General features: G+C 69.9%; 15 protein-coding genes. 10 read left to right on the top strand and 5 right to left on the bottom strand.

Features of this window, described 5'->3' with window-relative positions:
* The first annotated feature begins 35 nt into the window (after positions 1-35).
* The 5 genes from atpA (at position 36) to ACIPTO_RS39875 (ending at position 5,070) form a co-directional block, all read left to right on the top strand.
* Positions 36-1,625, top strand: coding sequence for a F0F1 ATP synthase subunit alpha (gene atpA, locus ACIPTO_RS39895; RefSeq protein ID WP_328828806.1), 1,590 nt, complete (start codon positions 36-38; stop codon positions 1,623-1,625).
* 20 nt (positions 1,626-1,645) lie between these two features.
* Positions 1,646-2,563, top strand: coding sequence for a F0F1 ATP synthase subunit gamma (locus ACIPTO_RS39890; RefSeq protein WP_366325326.1), 918 nt, complete (start codon positions 1,646-1,648; stop codon positions 2,561-2,563).
* A complete protein-coding gene (gene atpD, locus ACIPTO_RS39885; RefSeq protein WP_366325324.1) occupies positions 2,563-3,999 on the top strand; it encodes a F0F1 ATP synthase subunit beta in 1,437 nt (478 codons plus the stop codon). Before ACIPTO_RS39890 ends, atpD begins: the two co-directional genes overlap by 1 nt.
* Before the next feature lie 111 nt (positions 4,000-4,110).
* On the top strand, positions 4,111-4,485 hold the full coding sequence (locus ACIPTO_RS39880) for a F0F1 ATP synthase subunit epsilon (RefSeq protein ID WP_366325322.1): 375 nt from the start codon (positions 4,111-4,113) through the stop codon (positions 4,483-4,485).
* Positions 4,486-4,623: 138 nt separating this feature from the next.
* Positions 4,624-5,070, top strand: a complete 447-nt coding sequence (locus ACIPTO_RS39875) for a DUF2550 domain-containing protein (protein ID WP_352180582.1) — start codon at positions 4,624-4,626, stop codon at positions 5,068-5,070.
* Here the strand turns inward: ACIPTO_RS39875 and ACIPTO_RS39870 are convergent.
* The 3 genes from ACIPTO_RS39870 to ACIPTO_RS39860 all read right to left on the bottom strand — a co-directional run bounded on the left by ACIPTO_RS39870 (position 5,057) and on the right by ACIPTO_RS39860 (position 8,057).
* Positions 5,057-5,266 carry a hypothetical protein gene (locus tag ACIPTO_RS39870; protein WP_401200163.1) on the bottom strand — a complete coding sequence of 70 codons (210 nt, stop codon included), beginning with the start codon at positions 5,264-5,266 and terminating at the stop codon, positions 5,057-5,059. The two genes, ACIPTO_RS39875 and ACIPTO_RS39870, sit on opposite strands and share 14 nt — an antisense overlap.
* A 207-nt stretch (positions 5,267-5,473) precedes the next feature.
* On the bottom strand, positions 5,474-7,300 hold the full coding sequence (locus ACIPTO_RS39865) for a glycosyl hydrolase family 18 protein (protein ID WP_401200160.1): 1,827 nt from the start codon (positions 7,298-7,300) through the stop codon (positions 5,474-5,476).
* A 184-nt stretch (positions 7,301-7,484) separates the two neighbouring features.
* The gene (locus ACIPTO_RS39860; protein ID WP_401200157.1) at positions 7,485-8,057 is read right to left on the bottom strand and encodes a cob(I)yrinic acid a,c-diamide adenosyltransferase; all 573 of its coding nucleotides are present in this window, start codon (positions 8,055-8,057) and stop codon (positions 7,485-7,487) included.
* Between the two features lie 205 nt (positions 8,058-8,262).
* On the opposite strand from ACIPTO_RS39860, the gene ACIPTO_RS39855 reads away from it, so the two are divergent.
* The 3 genes from ACIPTO_RS39855 (at position 8,263) to ACIPTO_RS39845 (ending at position 12,408) form a co-directional block, all read left to right on the top strand.
* The gene (locus tag ACIPTO_RS39855; protein ID WP_366325315.1) at positions 8,263-9,111 is read left to right on the top strand and encodes a 3-hydroxyacyl-CoA dehydrogenase family protein; all 849 of its coding nucleotides are present in this window, start codon (positions 8,263-8,265) and stop codon (positions 9,109-9,111) included.
* Between the two features lie 145 nt (positions 9,112-9,256).
* A complete protein-coding gene (locus tag ACIPTO_RS39850) occupies positions 9,257-9,580 on the top strand; it encodes an STAS domain-containing protein (protein WP_043683078.1) in 324 nt (107 codons plus the stop codon).
* Positions 9,581-9,855: 275 nt separating this feature from the next.
* Positions 9,856-12,408, top strand: coding sequence for an ATP-binding protein (locus ACIPTO_RS39845; RefSeq protein WP_401200154.1), 2,553 nt, complete (start codon positions 9,856-9,858; stop codon positions 12,406-12,408).
* Between the two features lie 86 nt (positions 12,409-12,494).
* Here ACIPTO_RS39845 and nucS read toward each other — a convergent pair whose 3' ends face one another.
* Positions 12,495-13,175 carry an endonuclease NucS gene (gene nucS, locus ACIPTO_RS39840; protein ID WP_401200151.1) on the bottom strand — a complete coding sequence of 227 codons (681 nt, stop codon included), beginning with the start codon at positions 13,173-13,175 and terminating at the stop codon, positions 12,495-12,497.
* Positions 13,176-13,461: 286 nt separating this feature from the next.
* On the opposite strand from nucS, the gene ACIPTO_RS39835 reads away from it, so the two are divergent.
* Complete coding sequence (locus ACIPTO_RS39835) at positions 13,462-13,854, top strand: SCO5389 family protein (protein ID WP_019060740.1); 393 nt, start codon at positions 13,462-13,464, stop codon at positions 13,852-13,854.
* Between the two features lie 78 nt (positions 13,855-13,932).
* Here the strand turns inward: ACIPTO_RS39835 and ACIPTO_RS39830 are convergent, their stop codons facing one another.
* Positions 13,933-14,961: an LLM class flavin-dependent oxidoreductase gene (locus ACIPTO_RS39830; protein WP_366325309.1), complete on the bottom strand. Its 1,029-nt coding sequence runs from the start codon at positions 14,959-14,961 to the stop codon at positions 13,933-13,935.
* Between the two features lie 221 nt (positions 14,962-15,182).
* On the opposite strand from ACIPTO_RS39830, the gene ACIPTO_RS39825 reads away from it, so the two are divergent.
* On the top strand, positions 15,183-15,515 hold the full coding sequence (locus ACIPTO_RS39825) for an ATP/GTP-binding protein (protein ID WP_266772624.1): 333 nt from the start codon (positions 15,183-15,185) through the stop codon (positions 15,513-15,515).
* Positions 15,516-15,528 lie beyond the last annotated feature (13 nt).

Raw genomic sequence — 15,528 nt, 5'->3', positions numbered from 1 at the left:
AACTTCGGGCCCAACAAGGAGAGCAGGGAACCCAGATGGCGGAGCTCACGATCCGGCCGGAGGAGATCCGGGACGCGCTGGAGAACTTCGTCCAGTCGTACAAGCCGGACGCGGCCTCGCGCGAGGAGGTCGGTACGGTCACCCTTGCCGGCGACGGCATCGCGAAGGTCGAGGGCCTGCCCTCGGCCATGGCCAACGAACTGCTGAAGTTCGAGGACGGCACCCTCGGTCTTGCGCTCAACCTCGAAGAGCGTGAGATCGGTACCGTCATCCTCGGCGAGTTCAGCGGTGTCGAGGAGGGCCAGCCGGTCACCCGCACCGGAGAGGTCCTGTCCGTCGCCGTCGGCGAGGGCTACCTCGGCCGCGTCGTCGACCCGCTCGGCAACCCGATCGACGGCCTCGGCGAGATCGAGACCACCGGCCGCCGCGCGCTGGAGCTGCAGGCCCCGGGCGTCATGGCCCGTAAGTCGGTGCACGAGCCGATGGAGACCGGCTACAAGGCCGTCGACGCGATGACCCCGATCGGCCGCGGCCAGCGCCAGCTGATCATCGGCGACCGCCAGACGGGCAAGACCGCCCTGGCCGTCGACACGATCATCAACCAGCGCGACAACTGGCGCTCGGGCGACGTGAACAAGCAGGTCCGCTGCATCTACGTCGCCATCGGCCAGAAGGGCTCCACCATCGCCTCCGTGCGTGGTGCGCTCGAAGAGGCCGGCGCGCTGGAGTACACGACCATCGTCGCCGCCCCGGCGTCCGACCCGGCCGGCTTCAAGTACCTGGCGCCGTACACCGGTTCGGCCATCGGCCAGCACTGGATGTACGACGGCAAGCACGTCCTCATCATCTTCGACGACCTCTCCAAGCAGGCCGACGCCTACCGCGCCGTGTCCCTGCTGCTGCGCCGTCCGCCGGGCCGCGAGGCCTACCCGGGCGACGTCTTCTACCTGCACTCCCGTCTGCTGGAGCGCTGCGCGAAGCTCTCCGACGAGATGGGCAAGGGCTCGATGACCGGTCTGCCGATCGTCGAGACCAAGGCCAACGACGTCTCGGCGTTCATCCCGACCAACGTCATCTCCATCACCGACGGCCAGTGCTTCCTGGAGTCGGACCTCTTCAACGCCGGTCAGCGCCCCGCGCTGAACGTCGGTATCTCCGTCTCCCGAGTCGGTGGTTCCGCGCAGCACAAGGCGATGAAGCAGGTCTCCGGCCGACTGCGCCTCGACCTCGCCCAGTACCGCGAACTGGAGGCGTTCGCCGCCTTCGGTTCCGACCTGGACGCCGCGTCGAAGGCCCAGCTGGAGCGGGGTCAGCGTCTGGTCGAGCTGCTCAAGCAGCCGCAGTACCAGCCGATGCCCACCGAGGACCAGGTCGTCTCCGTGTGGTCCGCGACCACCGGCAAGATGGACGACGTACCGGTCGACGACATCCGCCGCTTCGAGAAGGAGCTCCTGGAGTACCTGCACCGCAAGGAGCAGGGCCTCATGACCTCCATCAAGGAGGGCGGCAAGATGTCGGACGACACCCTCACCGCCGCCGCGGACGCGATCACCGAGTTCAAGAAGCAGTTCGAGACCTCGGACGGCAAGCTCCTCGGCGAGGACGCCCCGGCCGCGGCCAAGTGACGTAGGAAGGGACCTGACTCATGGGAGCCCAGCTCCGGGTCTACAAGCGTCGCATCCGATCCGTCACCGCGACCAAGAAGATCACCAAGGCGATGGAGATGATCGCCGCCTCGCGCGTCGTCAAGGCGCACCGCAAGGTGCAGGCCTCGACGCCGTACGCGAAGGAACTGACGCGCGCGGTCACGGCGGTCGGTACGGGTTCCAACACCCGGCACCCGCTGACCACCGAGGCGGAGACGCCGACCCGTTCCGCGGTCCTGCTCCTCACGAGCGACCGCGGACTGGCCGGCGCCTTCAACGCCAACGCCATCAAGGCCGCGGAGCAGCTGACCGCGCGCCTGGAGGCCGAGGGCAAGGAGGTCGACACGTACATCGTCGGCCGCCGCGGTGTCGCCCACTACAACTTCCGTGAGCGCAAGATCTCGGAGCAGTGGAGCGGCTTCACCGACGAGCCCACGTACGCGGACGCGAAGAAGGTCGCGGGTCCGCTGATCGAGGCCATCGAGCGGGACACGGCCGAGGGCGGCGTGGACGAACTCCACATCGTCTACACCGAGTTCGTCTCGATGATGACGCAGACGGCGGTCGACAGCCGCCTGCTGCCCCTCAGCCTCGAAGAGGTCGCGGAGGAAGCCACGCCCCAGGGCGAGATCCTTCCGCTGTACGACTTCGAGCCGTCGGCGGAGGACGTCCTGGACGCCCTTCTGCCGCGGTACGTCGAGAGCCGTATCTACAACGCGCTGCTCCAGTCGGCCGCCTCCAAGCACGCCGCCACGCGCCGCGCGATGAAGTCGGCGACCGACAACGCGGGAGACCTGATCACCACGCTCTCCCGTCTTGCCAACGCGGCCCGCCAGGCCGAAATCACCCAGGAAATCAGCGAGATCGTCGGTGGCTCCGCAGCCCTGGCCGACGCGACCGCGGGGAGTGACAAGTAATGACGACGACAGTTGAGACGGCCGTTGCCACGGGCCGCGTCGCCCGGGTCATCGGCCCGGTCGTCGACGTGGAGTTCCCCGTCGACGCGATGCCGGAGATCTACAACGCTCTGCACGTCGAGGTGGCCGACCCGGCCCAGGACGGTGCGAAGAAGACGCTGACCCTGGAGGTCGCCCAGCACCTGGGTGACGGCCTGGTCCGCACGATCTCGATGCAGCCCACCGACGGTCTGGTCCGCCAGGCCCCGGTGACCGACACCGGCGACGGCATCACCGTCCCGGTCGGCGACTTCACCAAGGGCAAGGTGTTCAACACCCTCGGCGAGGTGCTGAACGTCGACGAGCAGTACTCGGGCGACCGCTGGTCCATCCACCGCAAGGCCCCGAACTTCGACGAGCTCGAGTCGAAGACCGAGATGTTCGAGACCGGCGTCAAGGTCATCGACCTGCTCACCCCGTACGTCAAGGGCGGCAAGATCGGCCTGTTCGGCGGTGCCGGCGTCGGCAAGACGGTGCTCATCCAGGAGATGATCTACCGCGTCGCCAACAACCACGACGGTGTCTCCGTGTTCGCCGGTGTCGGCGAGCGCACCCGTGAGGGCAACGACCTCATCGAGGAGATGGCCGACTCGGGCGTCATCGACAAGACCGCGCTGGTCTTCGGCCAGATGGACGAGCCGCCGGGCACCCGTCTGCGCGTGGCCCTCGCGGGTCTGACCATGGCGGAGTACTTCCGCGATGTGCAGAAGCAGGACGTGCTGTTCTTCATCGACAACATCTTCCGCTTCACGCAGGCCGGTTCCGAGGTCTCGACCCTGCTCGGCCGTATGCCCTCCGCGGTGGGCTACCAGCCGAACCTGGCCGACGAGATGGGTCTCCTCCAGGAGCGCATCACCTCGACCCGAGGTCACTCGATCACCTCGATGCAGGCGATCTACGTCCCCGCGGACGACCTGACCGACCCGGCCCCGGCCACCACCTTCGCCCACCTCGACGCGACGACGGTTCTGTCCCGTCCGATCTCCGAGAAGGGCATCTACCCGGCCGTGGACCCGCTGGACTCCACGTCCCGCATCCTGGACCCGCGCTACATCGCGGCGGACCACTACAACACCGCGATGCGCGTCAAGACGGTCCTCCAGAAGTACAAGGACCTTCAGGACATCATCGCGATCCTCGGTATCGACGAGCTGGGCGAGGAGGACAAGCTCACCGTCCACCGTGCCCGTCGCGTGGAGCGCTTCCTGTCCCAGAACACCCACGTCGCCAAGCAGTTCACCGGCGTCGACGGGTCGGACGTGCCGCTCGACGAGTCGATCACCGCGTTCAACGCGATCATCGACGGCGAGTACGACCACTTCCCGGAGCAGGCGTTCTTCCTCTGCGGTGGTATCGAGGACCTGAAGGCGAACGCGAAGGAGCTCGGCGTCTCCTGACCCCGTGCTTCACCTGAGGGGGTGGGGCGTGTCCCACCCCCTCTTTCACGCCCCCTAGAATTGAACCCAACACCCGGCACGACCGCCGGGTGGTGACCCGAGGAGCCCACCTTGGCTGCTGAGCTGCATGTCGAGCTCGTCGCCGCGGACCGCCAGGTCTGGTCCGGCGAGGCCACCCTGGTCGTCGCGCGCACCACGTCCGGCGACATCGGCGTCATGCCCGGTCACCAGCCGCTGCTCGGTGTGCTGGAGTCGGGCCCGGTGACCATCCGTACGAGCGACGGAGGGACGGTCGTCGCCGCGGTGCACGGCGGTTTCATCTCGTTCGCGGACAACAAGCTGTCGCTGCTCGCCGAGATCGCCGAGCTGTCGGACGAGATCGACGTCCAGCGCGTGGAGCGGGAGCTGGAGCGTGCGAAGGCGGAGGGCGATGCCTCCGCCGAGCGCCGTGCGGACGTCCGACTGCGTGCGGTGGAGACGCGCTGAACCCAGCGACGACGCGATGATGTGACTCAGCCGCGGCTGGGACCGGAGGAATCCGGCCCCAGCCGCGGCTGAGGCGAATGTGGGTGTTTTTTCCGTTCCGTTACCTGTTTTACCTAGGAGACGAGGAGGTCGGTGTCGATGGTCCTCGCTCTGACTGTGTGCGGAATCGTGGTGGCCCTGGTTGTGGTGGGGCTGTTCGTCTTCGGCCTGCGCCGCAGACTCATCCAGCGTTCCGGCGGCACCTTCGACTGTTCGCTCCGCTGGGACGTCCCCGAGAAACCCGACACCAACGGCAAGGGCTGGAGCTACGGCGTCGCCCGCTACAACGGCGACCGCATCGAGTGGTACCGCGTCTTCTCCTACGCCTACCGTCCGCGCCGCACGCTGGAACGCTCGGCGATCGAGGTCGCGGGCCGCCGTCTCCCCGAGGGCGAGGAGGAACTCGCCCTGCTCTCCGACGCGGTGATCCTCACCTGTCTGCACCGGGGCACTCGGCTCGAACTCGCCATGAGCGACGACGCGTTGACGGGTTTCCTGGCCTGGCTGGAGGCGGCCCCGCCCGGCCAGCGGGTCAACGTGGCGTGACCGGGCACACCGGGTCGGGCACCTCGGCCTGACTGACGACGGCCGTGCGGGGCGGGGCCCCGACGGTCACGGTGACGTCCACCGGGCAGACCGACATGACCGCGGCGACGGCCGCGGTGGCGAGGGCACCGGCCGGTGCGGCCCAGGCCCGGACGGACTTCCTGGTGCTGTGGGACGTGGTGGACCTGCGCTTCATGGTTTCCCCCGTGGTGCGACATTTCGCTTGCTGCTGTGAGGGAACGATGCCCCGGGGCAGCAGTCCGCCCCCGGCGCCAATCGGCCCCCGGTACGGGGCCGAAAGACCCTCACGGGCGCGCGCCGGGGGCGTGTGAGGTGAGCAGCGCGCCGCGGGCGGACCGGAGAGGTCCGCCCGCGGCGGTCAGGGGGCCGAGGAGTGTGGGGATCAGCTCAGCCCGCTGTTGATAGCGGTCACCAGCTCACCGTTGCTCGTGTCGCCGCTGAAGTCCCAGAAGAACGCGCCGCCCAGACCCTGGGTCTTGGCCCACGCCATCTTCGTGCCGATGGTCGCCGGGGTGTCGTACGACCACCAGTTGTTGCCGCAGTAGGCGTACGCGGTGCCGGCGATCGTGCCGGTGGCGGGGCACTTGGTCTTGAGCACCTTGTAGTCCTCGATGCCCTGTTCGTAGGTGCCCGCCGCGGGGCCGGTGGCCGTGCCGCCGGGTGCGGCCTGGGTCACGCCGGTCCAGCCGCGGCCGTAGAAGCCGATGCCGATGAGCAGCTTGTCCGCGGGGACGCCCTTGGACTTGAACTTGGCGATCGCGTCGGCCGTGGTGAAGCCCGGCGTCGGGATGCCGCTGTAGGTGGTGAGCGGGGAGTGCGGGGCGGTCGGGCCGGTCGCGTTGAAGGCGCCGAAGAAGTCGTACGTCATCACGTTGTACCAGTTGACGTACTGGGCCGCGCCCGCGTAGTCGGCGGCGTCGATCTTGCCGCCGGAGGTGCCGTCGGCCGTGGTGGCGGCGGTGACGAGGTTGTTGCTGCCGAACTTGGCGCGCAGGGCCTGCATCAGGTTCTTGTAGGCCGCCGCGCCGCTGCTGTCGCAGGACAGGCCGCAGGCGTTCGGGTACTCCCAGTCGATGTCGATGCCGTCGAAGATGTCGGCCCAGCGCGGGTCCTCGACCAGGTTGTAGCAGGAGTTGGCGAACGCGGTCGGGTTGGCCGCGGCCTGGGCGAAGCCGCCGGACCAGGTCCAGCCGCCGAAGGACCAGAGGATCTTGATGTTCGGGTACTTGGCCTTCAGCTCGCGGAGCTGGTTGAAGTTGCCCGCGATCGGCTGGTCCCAGGTGTCGGCGACGCCGCTGACGGACTGGTCGGCGGTGAACGTCTTCTGGTAGTCGGCGTAGGCGTCACCGATCGCGCACTGGCCGTTCGTCACGTTGCCGAAGGCGTAGTTGATGTGCGTGATCTTCGCGGCGGAGCCGGAGGTCACCAGGTTCTTGACCTGGTAGTTGCGGTCGTAGGTGCCCCACTCGGTGAGGTACCCGAGCTTGATCTTGCTGCCGCTGGTCGGGGGAGTGGTGGTGCCGCCCGTGGTGTGCACGGCGACGGCGCCGCTGACCGGTCCGGTCTGGTCGGCGGTGTCGCGGGCCTGCACGGTGTACGAGTAGTCGGTGCCGGCGGTCAGGCCGGTGTTCGTGTACGACGTGGTCGTCACGGTGGCGACCTTGGTGCCGTCGCGCAGGACGTCGTAGTTCTTGATGCCCTTGTCGTCGGTGGCGGCCGACCAGGAGAGGTTCACCGAGGTGTCGGTGATGCCGGAGGCGGTGGGGGTGCCGGGGGCGGAGGGGGCCGCGTCACCGGGGACCGTGGTGCCGCCGTCGCAGCTTCCGCCGTTCAGGCGGCAGTTGGAGGGCGATCCGCTGCCGGCGCCGTTGAAGCCGAAGGAGACGGAGGCGCCCGCGGCGATGGTGCCGTTGTAGGACTTGTTCTTCGCGGTCCAGTGGGTGCCGGAGCTGGTGACGTCCGCGTCCCAGGCCGATGTGACGGACGTGCCGGAGGGGAAGTCCCACTCGACCGTCCATGAACTGATCGCGCTGGTACCGGTGTTCTTCACGGTCCACTGGCCGCCGAAGCCGGTGCCCCAGTCGCTGGACTTGGTGAAGGTGGCGGTCGCGGTCGAGGCGGCCTGGGCGGGACCCGCCAGTCCGACGAGCGCGGCGAGCGGAAGCAGCAGGGTCGCGAACCCGGCAACTGCTCGATGTCTGAAGCGCATGGAGCGCCTCCTCGGGGTGTCGGGGGTGTCTCGAGGATCGGGGCGCGACTGAGCCTTCGCACCCACGGTGCCGCGAGAATAGAAAGGTCTGGACCACGGGTCAATAGGTCTGGACCACTTCCGCGAGAGTGCGTTAAACCCCCGACTTCCCAGCGAATTCCGCCAGTTGGCTCCGGCGGCCCGGCTAGCGCTCCCCGCCCGGCACCCACAGCACGTCCCCGGTCTCCTGGTTGGCGGTGCGGGCCAGGATGAACAGGAGGTCCGACAGACGGTTCAAGTACGTCGCCGTCAGGGGGTTCATCACCTCGCCGTGGACTTCCAGGGCCGACCAGGTCGAGCGCTCCGCACGGCGCACGACCGTGCAGGCCTGGTGCAGGAGGGCCGCGCCCGGGGTGCCGCCGGGGAGGATGAAGGAGCGGAGCTTCTCCAGCCGCTCGTTGAAGTCGTCGCAGTCCGACTCCAGTCTGTCGATGTAGAACTGCTCGACCCGCAGCGGCGGGAACTCGGGGTTCTCCACCACCGGGGTGCACAGGTCCGCGCCGACGTCGAAGAGGTCGTTCTGCACGCGGGTGAGGACCTTGACGATGTCCTCGGGGAGGGCGCCGAGGGCGATGGCCGTGCCGATCGCCGCGTTCGCCTCGTTGGTGTCGGCGTACGCCGAGATCCGGACGTCGGTCTTGGCGACCCGGCTCATGTCGCCGAGGGCGGTGGTGCCCTGGTCGCCGGTCCTGGTGTAGATGCGCGTCAGATTGACCATACGGCCAGCGTAGTCAGGCCGCCGGGCCCCGGCGAAGGGGGCCAACTAGGCCGTACGGGCGGTCGAATGGCCCGTGCCGGTGTGATGTCCGTCAGATGAGACGTGACGCGCGTTACTAACCGGTCACACAGCGCCGCAGCTTCGCTAAGGTCCGCCGAGAGGCATACGGATACACGCTGTAAGCGTTTCAAAGGGGAGTCGCACAGTGGCACGGAAGCTTGCCGTCATCGGCGCCGGACTCATGGGTTCCGGTATTGCCCAGGTCTCCGCGCAGGCGGGCTGGGACGTCGTCCTGCGCGATGTCACCGACGAGGCGCTCAAGCGCGGTACGGACGGCATCAAGGCCTCGTACGACAAGTTCGTGAGCAAGGGCCGGCTGGAGGCGCACGACGCCGACGCGGCCCTCGGGCGGATCACGGCGACCACCGACCTGGACGCCGTCGGCGACGCGGACATCGTCGTCGAGGCCGTCTTCGAGAAGCTGGAAGTCAAGCACGAGATCTTCCGCGCGCTGGACAAGATCGTGCGCGAGGACGCCGTCCTCGCCTCCAACACCTCCGCCATCCCGATCACGAAGATCGCGGCCGTGACGGAGCGTCCGGAGCGCGTCGTGGGCACCCACTTCTTCTCGCCCGTCCCGATGATGCAGCTGTGCGAGCTGGTGCGCGGCTACAAGACGAGCGACGAAACCCTCGCCACCGCACGGGAGTTCGCCGAGTCGGTCGGCAAGACCTGCATCGTCGTCAACCGTGACGTCGCCGGGTTCGTGACGACCCGTCTCATCTCGGCGCTCGTCGTCGAGGCGGCGAAGCTCTACGAGTCGGGCGTCGCCACCGCCGAGGACATCGACCTCGCCTGCAAGCTGGGCTTCGGTCACGCGATGGGCCCGCTGGCCACCGCGGACCTCACCGGCGTCGACATCCTGCTGCACGCGACGAGCAACATCTACACCGAGTCGCAGGACGAGAAGTTCGCCCCGCCGGAGCTGATGCGCCGAATGGTGGACGCCGGTGACATCGGACGCAAGAGCGGGCAGGGCTTCTACACGCACTGAATCCGTACAGCCCCCTGACCTGTCACACGCAGGGGTGAATTCGGTATCGGTTCGCTCACAGACGGCAACCTCCCGGCACCTCACACAGTCAGAGGTTGCATCACCTACATCACGGAGTACGCCACCGCACTCACGGGGAGCGCATATGTACATCAGGGGCGACCACGTCGAGCTGGTCGTCGGGGGCCGCCTCGACGTCCGCAGCGCGGCGGACGCCCGTACGGTCCTGCACTCGGCCGTCGACGACGGAGTCGGCGATCTGGTGCTGGACCTGTCCGAGCTCGACTCCTGGGACGCCACCGGCCTCGGCGTGATCATGGGAGCCCATCGACGGGCCGGCCGCTGCGGCCGCCGCCTGGTGCTGCGCGACGTACCGCCGCAGATGCAGCGCCTGCTCGTGGCCACCCGGCTGCACCGCATCCTCGCCATCGAGGGCGGGATCGGCGTGGAGTCGCTGCCCAGGGTGTGACACTTCCCCCGAAAGCGTCACGTTCTCCCGAAGAGCCCTCGTCAGCCGCCCCGGACCGGTGCACCGCGCACAATCCTCACGAGACTGTGACGTCTCGGGCGGCCCGGTACCCCGGCCTGTCGTAGATACTGTGCGAAGGTTTAGGGTTCGGTCGCCCGCTGCCACACAACCCTTCGAGCGGGCCCGGACCAGAAGCGACAGCGCGGTGTGCACAAGGCCGGGAGGGGCCCTGGGTCCTGTCGACCCGTACACGACGCTTTTGGGGGCTAGGACCTATGGACCCGATCGACCGGGGACCCGAGGAGTACGGCCAGGACGGCGACGACACCTCGTCACGTCAGCGCCCGCCCCGGGAACCCCTGACACCCGACTTCGGCCAGCACACGCCCGCGCTCGCCCGCACCGTGCAACTGGTCACCGGCGACTACCTGCTCACCGTCAACCCCGTCGACGGCAGCGAGATCGAGGTCTGCCCGCCCGGCAGCCGCCCCGGCCGGCCCGCGAAGCGCACCGCCGCCGACCGCGCCGAGACGGACCGCGCCGCCACACCACCCGTCCCGCCGGGCCTGAACCGCCCCGCGCAGCCCCTCCTGGAACGCCAGGAGGAACGCGAGCGTCTCGTACGACTGCTCGCCCGCGGCCGTTCCGTACGCCTCACCGGGCCCTCCGGCTCCGGGCGCACCAGCCTGCTCGACCTGGTCGCCGAGGACTGCTCGGACCTCGCCCCCGACGGCGTGATCCGCCTCAGCGGCTTCCACCGCACCGCCGGCGACCTCCTGCACGACCTCTTCCACGTCGTCTACGACGCCCCCCTGCACCGGCCCGACCGGGACGAACTGCTCGCCCTGACCCGGGAGATCGGCGCGGTCGTCGTCCTCGACGACATCGAGTTCGGCGCCGCCGCGCTCGACGAACTCCTCGACGCGACACCCGAGTGCGCCTTCCTCATCGCCGCGACCCCGGAGGTCCCGGCACCGTCCGCGGGCTCCGCCGTCGAGGAGATCTTCCTCGGCGGCCTCGGCAGACCCGGCGCCGTGGAGGTCCTGGAGCGTGCCGTGGGCCGCGTCCTGACCGAGGAGGAGGCGAACTGGGCGGGCGACCTCTACTTCGAGTCCGAGGGCCTGCCCCTGCGCTTCGTCCAGGCCGGTGCCCTGCTCCGGCAGCGCGACGAACTGCGCGTCGGCACCAGCGCCGTCGAGGAGTTCGGCGTCTTCCAGGACGCGCCCCCGGCCGACGTGCCCTTCGACGCCCCGCCGCCCGACCTCGACGAGGCCGACGCCATACCCCTGCCGTCCCTCGGCGAGGCCGCCGCGCCCGCGCCGCTGCTCGCCGCACGGCTCAGCGCCTCGGCGCGGGCCACCCTGCGCTTCGCCGTCGCGCTCGACGGGGAGGTGCCGCACCAGGCGCATCTGCCCGCGCTCGTCGGCGACACCCACGCGGACGCCGCCCTCGGCGAACTCGCGGGCTGCGGCCTGGTCTCCCCGGTCGGCTCCCGCTACCGGCTCGCCGCCGGTGTCCAGACCCAGCTGGAGACCGCCGGATACGCCGACGAGGCCGCGTCCGGCGCCCTCATCGCGGCGCTGCACTACTCCTGGTGGGCCGGGCACCCCTCGGTCACGCCCGCACGGGTCTGCGCCGAGGCGGACGCCCTGCTCGCCGCCCTCGACGCACTCGTGCCGTCGACGACCCCGCCCGGCGACGGCGAGGAGAGCACTACCGTCCACCTCGCCCGCACGGCGGCCCCCGCGTTCGCCGCCGGGCTGCACTGGAGCGCGTGGGAGCGCGTGCTGCGGTCCGGTGCCGAGGCCGCGCAGCTCGCCGCCGATGCAGGTGAACAGGCCTACTTCCAGCACGAGTTGGGCGTTCTCGCGCTCTGCGAGGGCGATCTCGACGGCGCTCGCGCCGAGCTGGAGTCGTCCATCGGCCTGCGCGCCGCCGTCGCCGACAAGCGCGGCACCGTCGCGGGCCGCCGTGCCCTCGCCCTGGTCGCCGACCGCTCGGGCGTCGCGCTCGGCCTCGGCGCCGAGGCCGCCGAGGAACTGCCGGACGCCCGCCACGAGGAGTCGGCGTCGCCCTCCGGCGGCCCCCCGACGCCCTTCCCGCCGCTCCAGCTGCCCGCCGACACGTACACCCTCGTCTCGCCCCAGGTGGCCCCGGCCTCGGCCCACAACAAGCCCCGGGGCGGCCTGCGCGGCTACGCCCGGCGCAACCTCGTCGCGGCCGGCGCGGGCGTCCTGCTCGCCGCCGTCCTCGGCACGGTCGTCACCCTCGGCGCCACGTCCAACAACAACGCCGACAACCCGTCCGACAAGGTCGGCGTCAACCCGTCGGCCAGCCAGGGCGACGACGACGGCAGCCTCGGCGCCGACCCGGCGAAGAACGACGACGGCAGCGACACGGGCACGGCCACCAGCCGGCCCACCGATCCGGGCCCCGACGGCACGTACGGCACGTCGGACGACCCGACACCGCCGGGCAGCAGCGGCCGGCCCTCGGACACGCCGAGCGGGTCGGGAGGCAGACCGACGAGTTCGTCGCCGACCAGGTCCACGTCGCCGACCACCAAGCCGCCCTCCTCGCCGTCCACCCCGTCGAGCGGCTCCTCGTCGCCCGGCACACCGAGCGGCGGCTCGTCCTCGTCCGCGACGCCCAGCGGGGGCGCCTCTTCGTCCGCGACGCCCAGCGGCGGTACTACGGCCCCGTCCACCGACACCTCGGCAAGCGGTATCGCCTCAAGTGCCCCCGTGGAGACGGCCAGTTCGGCCGCGCCCGAGAGCAGCACGGTGCACACCCCGGGTTCGGGCACCCCCTCGGCGGACGTCATCTGACCCTCCGTACGACACGAAAGGGCCGGCTCCGATGATCGGAACCGGCCCTTTTCGCCGTCGTGAAGTCGGTGTCCGCCGACGCCTGTTCAGAACAGCCGCAGTTTGTCGTCCTCGATGCCGCGCAGGGCGTCGTAGTCGAGGACCGCGCAGCCGATGCCGCGGTCGGTGGCGAGGACCCGGGCCTGGGGCTTGATCTCCTGCGCGGCGAAGATGCCGCGGACCGGGGCGAGATGGGGATCGCGGTTCAACAGCTCCAGATAGCGCGTGAGTTGCTCCACGCCGTCGATCTCGCCGCGCCGCTTGATCTCGACGGCGACGGTCCGGCCCTCGCCGTCCCGGCACAGGATGTCGACCGGGCCGATGGCCGTCATGTACTCGCGGCGGATCAGCGTGTAGCCCTCGCCGAGGGTGTCGATGCGGTCGGCGAGCAGCTCCTGGAGGTGCGCTTCCACACCGTCCTTGATCAGGCCGGGGTCCACGCCGAGTTCGTGCGAGGAGTCGTGGAGGACCTCCTCCATCGTGATGATGAGCTTCTCGCCCGCCTTGTTGATGACGGTCCAGACGTCGGCCGGATCGTCCGGACCCCCGGAACCCTCCTTCAGCGTGCAGGGCGGCGACATCCAGTTGAGGGGCTTGTAGGCCCGGTCGTCCGCGTGGATGGAGACGCTGCCGTCCGCCTTCACCAGGATGAGACGGGGGGCGGAGGGGAGGTGGGCGGTGAGCCGGCCCGCGTAGTCCACGGAGCAGCGGGCAATGACGAGACGCATGGTCGGCAACGCTACTCGACGGGCGAGGGTCCACGCGATTCGCCCACCCGCCGTCTCCGGGCGCCGCCCCTGTTGTCCTGGAAGACCCGTGACGCCCCTTGTTCATTAGTGGCCGATTGTGGGCCCATTGGGAGTTCCCTATGTGCGCATTCTCCTGGTGCCGCCATCCTCCGTTGCCTACCGTATAAACGGGAGGTCGCGAGATGTGTACGCAGCGTGTTCGTAATCGTGGCCTCCCTCATCTGTCCGGCAACCCCCGCGCGTTGGGGGTGCGAGAGGAGAACCCATGTCGCTCGACGTCTCACCGGCCCTACTCGAAAAGGCCGAGCGAGGCGAGGTCGACGAAGCTGAATTCGTCGACTGCGTCCGGACCTCCCTGCCTTACGCATGGGAGATGATCAGCTCCCTGGTGGCTCAGCTGAAGGTCGACGGCGGTGCGTTCGCCGACAACCAGACGCCGCCGCCGGACGAGCAGGCACGCGGTCAGTTGCTGCGTGCGCTCGCGAGTGACGCGATACGCGGCGCGCTGCAGCGGCACTTCGGTGTACGCCTGGCCTTCCAGAACTGCCACCGGGTGGCGGTGTTCCCGTTGGACGGCTCGGTGGACGAGACGCTGGCCCGCTTCACCTCTGTGCGCAGTCAACTGCTGAACCAGTCCCCGGAGTTCAGGGACTGCTGACGCTGCGGACGGCACACTGCTTGCCGCTCCGTACGCGGGAGGTGTTCTGTACGGGGCGGCAAGCTCCCCGCGGTCCGCTCAGCCGAGCTGGGGGAGCACCTCGGCACCGAGCCGCCGTACGTTCTCCTCGGTCGCCGCGAGGTCCCCGGAGCCCTCGACGAGCAGGGCGAAGCGGGAGATGCCGGTCCGCTCGGAGGTCGCCGCGAGCCGGTCGACGCACAGCCGCGGGGTGCCCACCGGGTGCAGTCCGCAGAGCAGTTCGGTGTACGCGAGGGGGTCGCGCATCCGGCGCTCGCGGTCGTCCACGGTCACATGGGCGCCGAGTCCCTGCCGCAGCCAGCCCGGCATCGCCTTCACCAGCGCCTCGACGGCGTCGGCGCGCCGGTCCGCGATCTGGCAGACGCCGGCCGACACATGGGCCACGCCGTGGATCTCGTCTCCGGGCCGTCCGGCCGCCCGGGCCAGCTGCCGCCACAGGGCGACCATCTCGGCCTTCTCCTCGTCCCCGACATGCATGCCGAGGAGCATCGGCAGACCGCGCTCGGCCGCCAGCCGCACACTCGCGGGGGAGGTGCAGGCGACGACGACCTCGGGGCCCGGCGCGTCCGACAGCGCCTCCGACGGCCTTGGTACGACGGGCACTTCACGGAACGTGAAGCGGTCACCGGTGCCCGCGACCGACGGCTCGCGCAGCCAGCGCATCAGCAGATCGAGTGATTCCGGGAACCCCTGTTCGTACGCGGAGAGGCCGGTGCCGAAGACCTCCAGGTCGACCCACGGCCCGCCGCGGCCCACGCCCAGCGAGAAGCGCCCGCCGCTCGTCACGTGCAGCAGCGCGGCCTGCTCGCCGAGGGCGACCGGGTGGACGGTGGGCAGCACGCTGACGGCGGTGCCGACGCGGATGCGCCGGGTGCGGCCCAGCAGCAGCGCCGCCAGGGTGACCGCGGAGGGGCAGGTGCCGTAGGGCACGAAGTGGTGCTCGGCCAGCCAGGCCGTGTCGAGGCCTGCTTCCTCGGCGATCTCGACGGAGCGCACCGCGCGGTGCAGCGCCTCCCCCTGGCCCTGCCCCGGGAACTGGGCCGCCAACACAAAACTTCCGACGCGCATGGCTCTTCCTGCTTCCTTGGCTCCGACACGGAGCTCCCCCACCGGGCATAACCGTCCGACACGTGCCGAGGACACGGCCTGGCGGAGAGATTTGCGGATTGTCTGCAGAATGCCCGGCCCTGAGGGGGACTTGTGCGGGTTGATGCCCTTCGCGTACCCCTGTCCACGCCACGTACGCTGGACACAGCCCTTGCCTCCTGTATAGCCCCGTGAGGTGTTCTGTGTCCCCGCGTCGCAACCGACCCAAGGAGTCCGGTTCCTCCGGCCAGAGTGCCGACGACGACCGCTCGGGCCGCTACGGCGGCTGGCAGTCCACGGAGCAGTGGCAGGGCGAGGAGTGGAGCGTGCGCCATGTCGCCGGGGCGAGCGCGGAGGGAAAGACGTACCGCTGCCCCGGCTGCGACCAGCAGATCCCGTCCGCCGTCCCGCACGTCGTGGCCTGGCCCGAGCACTCGGGCGTCGACGACCGCCGCCACTGGCACAAGGCCTGCTGGAACGCGAAGGACCGCCGCACCACACGGGTGCAGCGGTCCAGGAACGCGCCGAGGTTCTAGGCCGGGTCCGGCC

The organism is Streptomyces sp. NPDC090083, from assembly GCF_044747445.1.
GTDB lineage: Bacteria > Actinomycetota > Actinomycetes > Streptomycetales > Streptomycetaceae > Streptomyces.
Note: the sequence above shows the minus strand (reverse complement) of the source record. Positions and strands in the feature narration are given on the sequence as shown.

What these genes read in the sequence shown, in the direction of transcription:
- ACIPTO_RS39835 (WP_019060740.1), top strand. Translation starts at nt 13,462, where the DNA reads ATGTCGCTCGACGTCTCACCGGCCCTACTCGAAAAGGCCGAGCGAGGC.
- ACIPTO_RS39830 (WP_366325309.1), bottom strand. Translation starts at nt 14,961, where the DNA reads ATGCGCGTCGGAAGTTTTGTGTTGGCGGCCCAGTTCCCGGGGCAGGGC.
- ACIPTO_RS39870 (WP_401200163.1), bottom strand. Translation starts at nt 5,266, where the DNA reads ATGAAGCGCAGGTCCACCACGTCCCACAGCACCAGGAAGTCCGTCCGG.
- ACIPTO_RS39865 (WP_401200160.1), bottom strand. Translation starts at nt 7,300, where the DNA reads ATGCGCTTCAGACATCGAGCAGTTGCCGGGTTCGCGACCCTGCTGCTT.
- atpA (WP_328828806.1), top strand. Translation starts at nt 36, where the DNA reads ATGGCGGAGCTCACGATCCGGCCGGAGGAGATCCGGGACGCGCTGGAG.
- ACIPTO_RS39850 (WP_043683078.1), top strand. Translation starts at nt 9,257, where the DNA reads ATGTACATCAGGGGCGACCACGTCGAGCTGGTCGTCGGGGGCCGCCTC.
- ACIPTO_RS39860 (WP_401200157.1), bottom strand. Translation starts at nt 8,057, where the DNA reads ATGGTCAATCTGACGCGCATCTACACCAGGACCGGCGACCAGGGCACC.
- atpD (WP_366325324.1), top strand. Translation starts at nt 2,563, where the DNA reads ATGACGACGACAGTTGAGACGGCCGTTGCCACGGGCCGCGTCGCCCGG.
- nucS (WP_401200151.1), bottom strand. Translation starts at nt 13,175, where the DNA reads ATGCGTCTCGTCATTGCCCGCTGCTCCGTGGACTACGCGGGCCGGCTC.
- ACIPTO_RS39875 (WP_352180582.1), top strand. Translation starts at nt 4,624, where the DNA reads ATGGTCCTCGCTCTGACTGTGTGCGGAATCGTGGTGGCCCTGGTTGTG.
- ACIPTO_RS39845 (WP_401200154.1), top strand. Translation starts at nt 9,856, where the DNA reads ATGGACCCGATCGACCGGGGACCCGAGGAGTACGGCCAGGACGGCGAC.
- ACIPTO_RS39890 (WP_366325326.1), top strand. Translation starts at nt 1,646, where the DNA reads ATGGGAGCCCAGCTCCGGGTCTACAAGCGTCGCATCCGATCCGTCACC.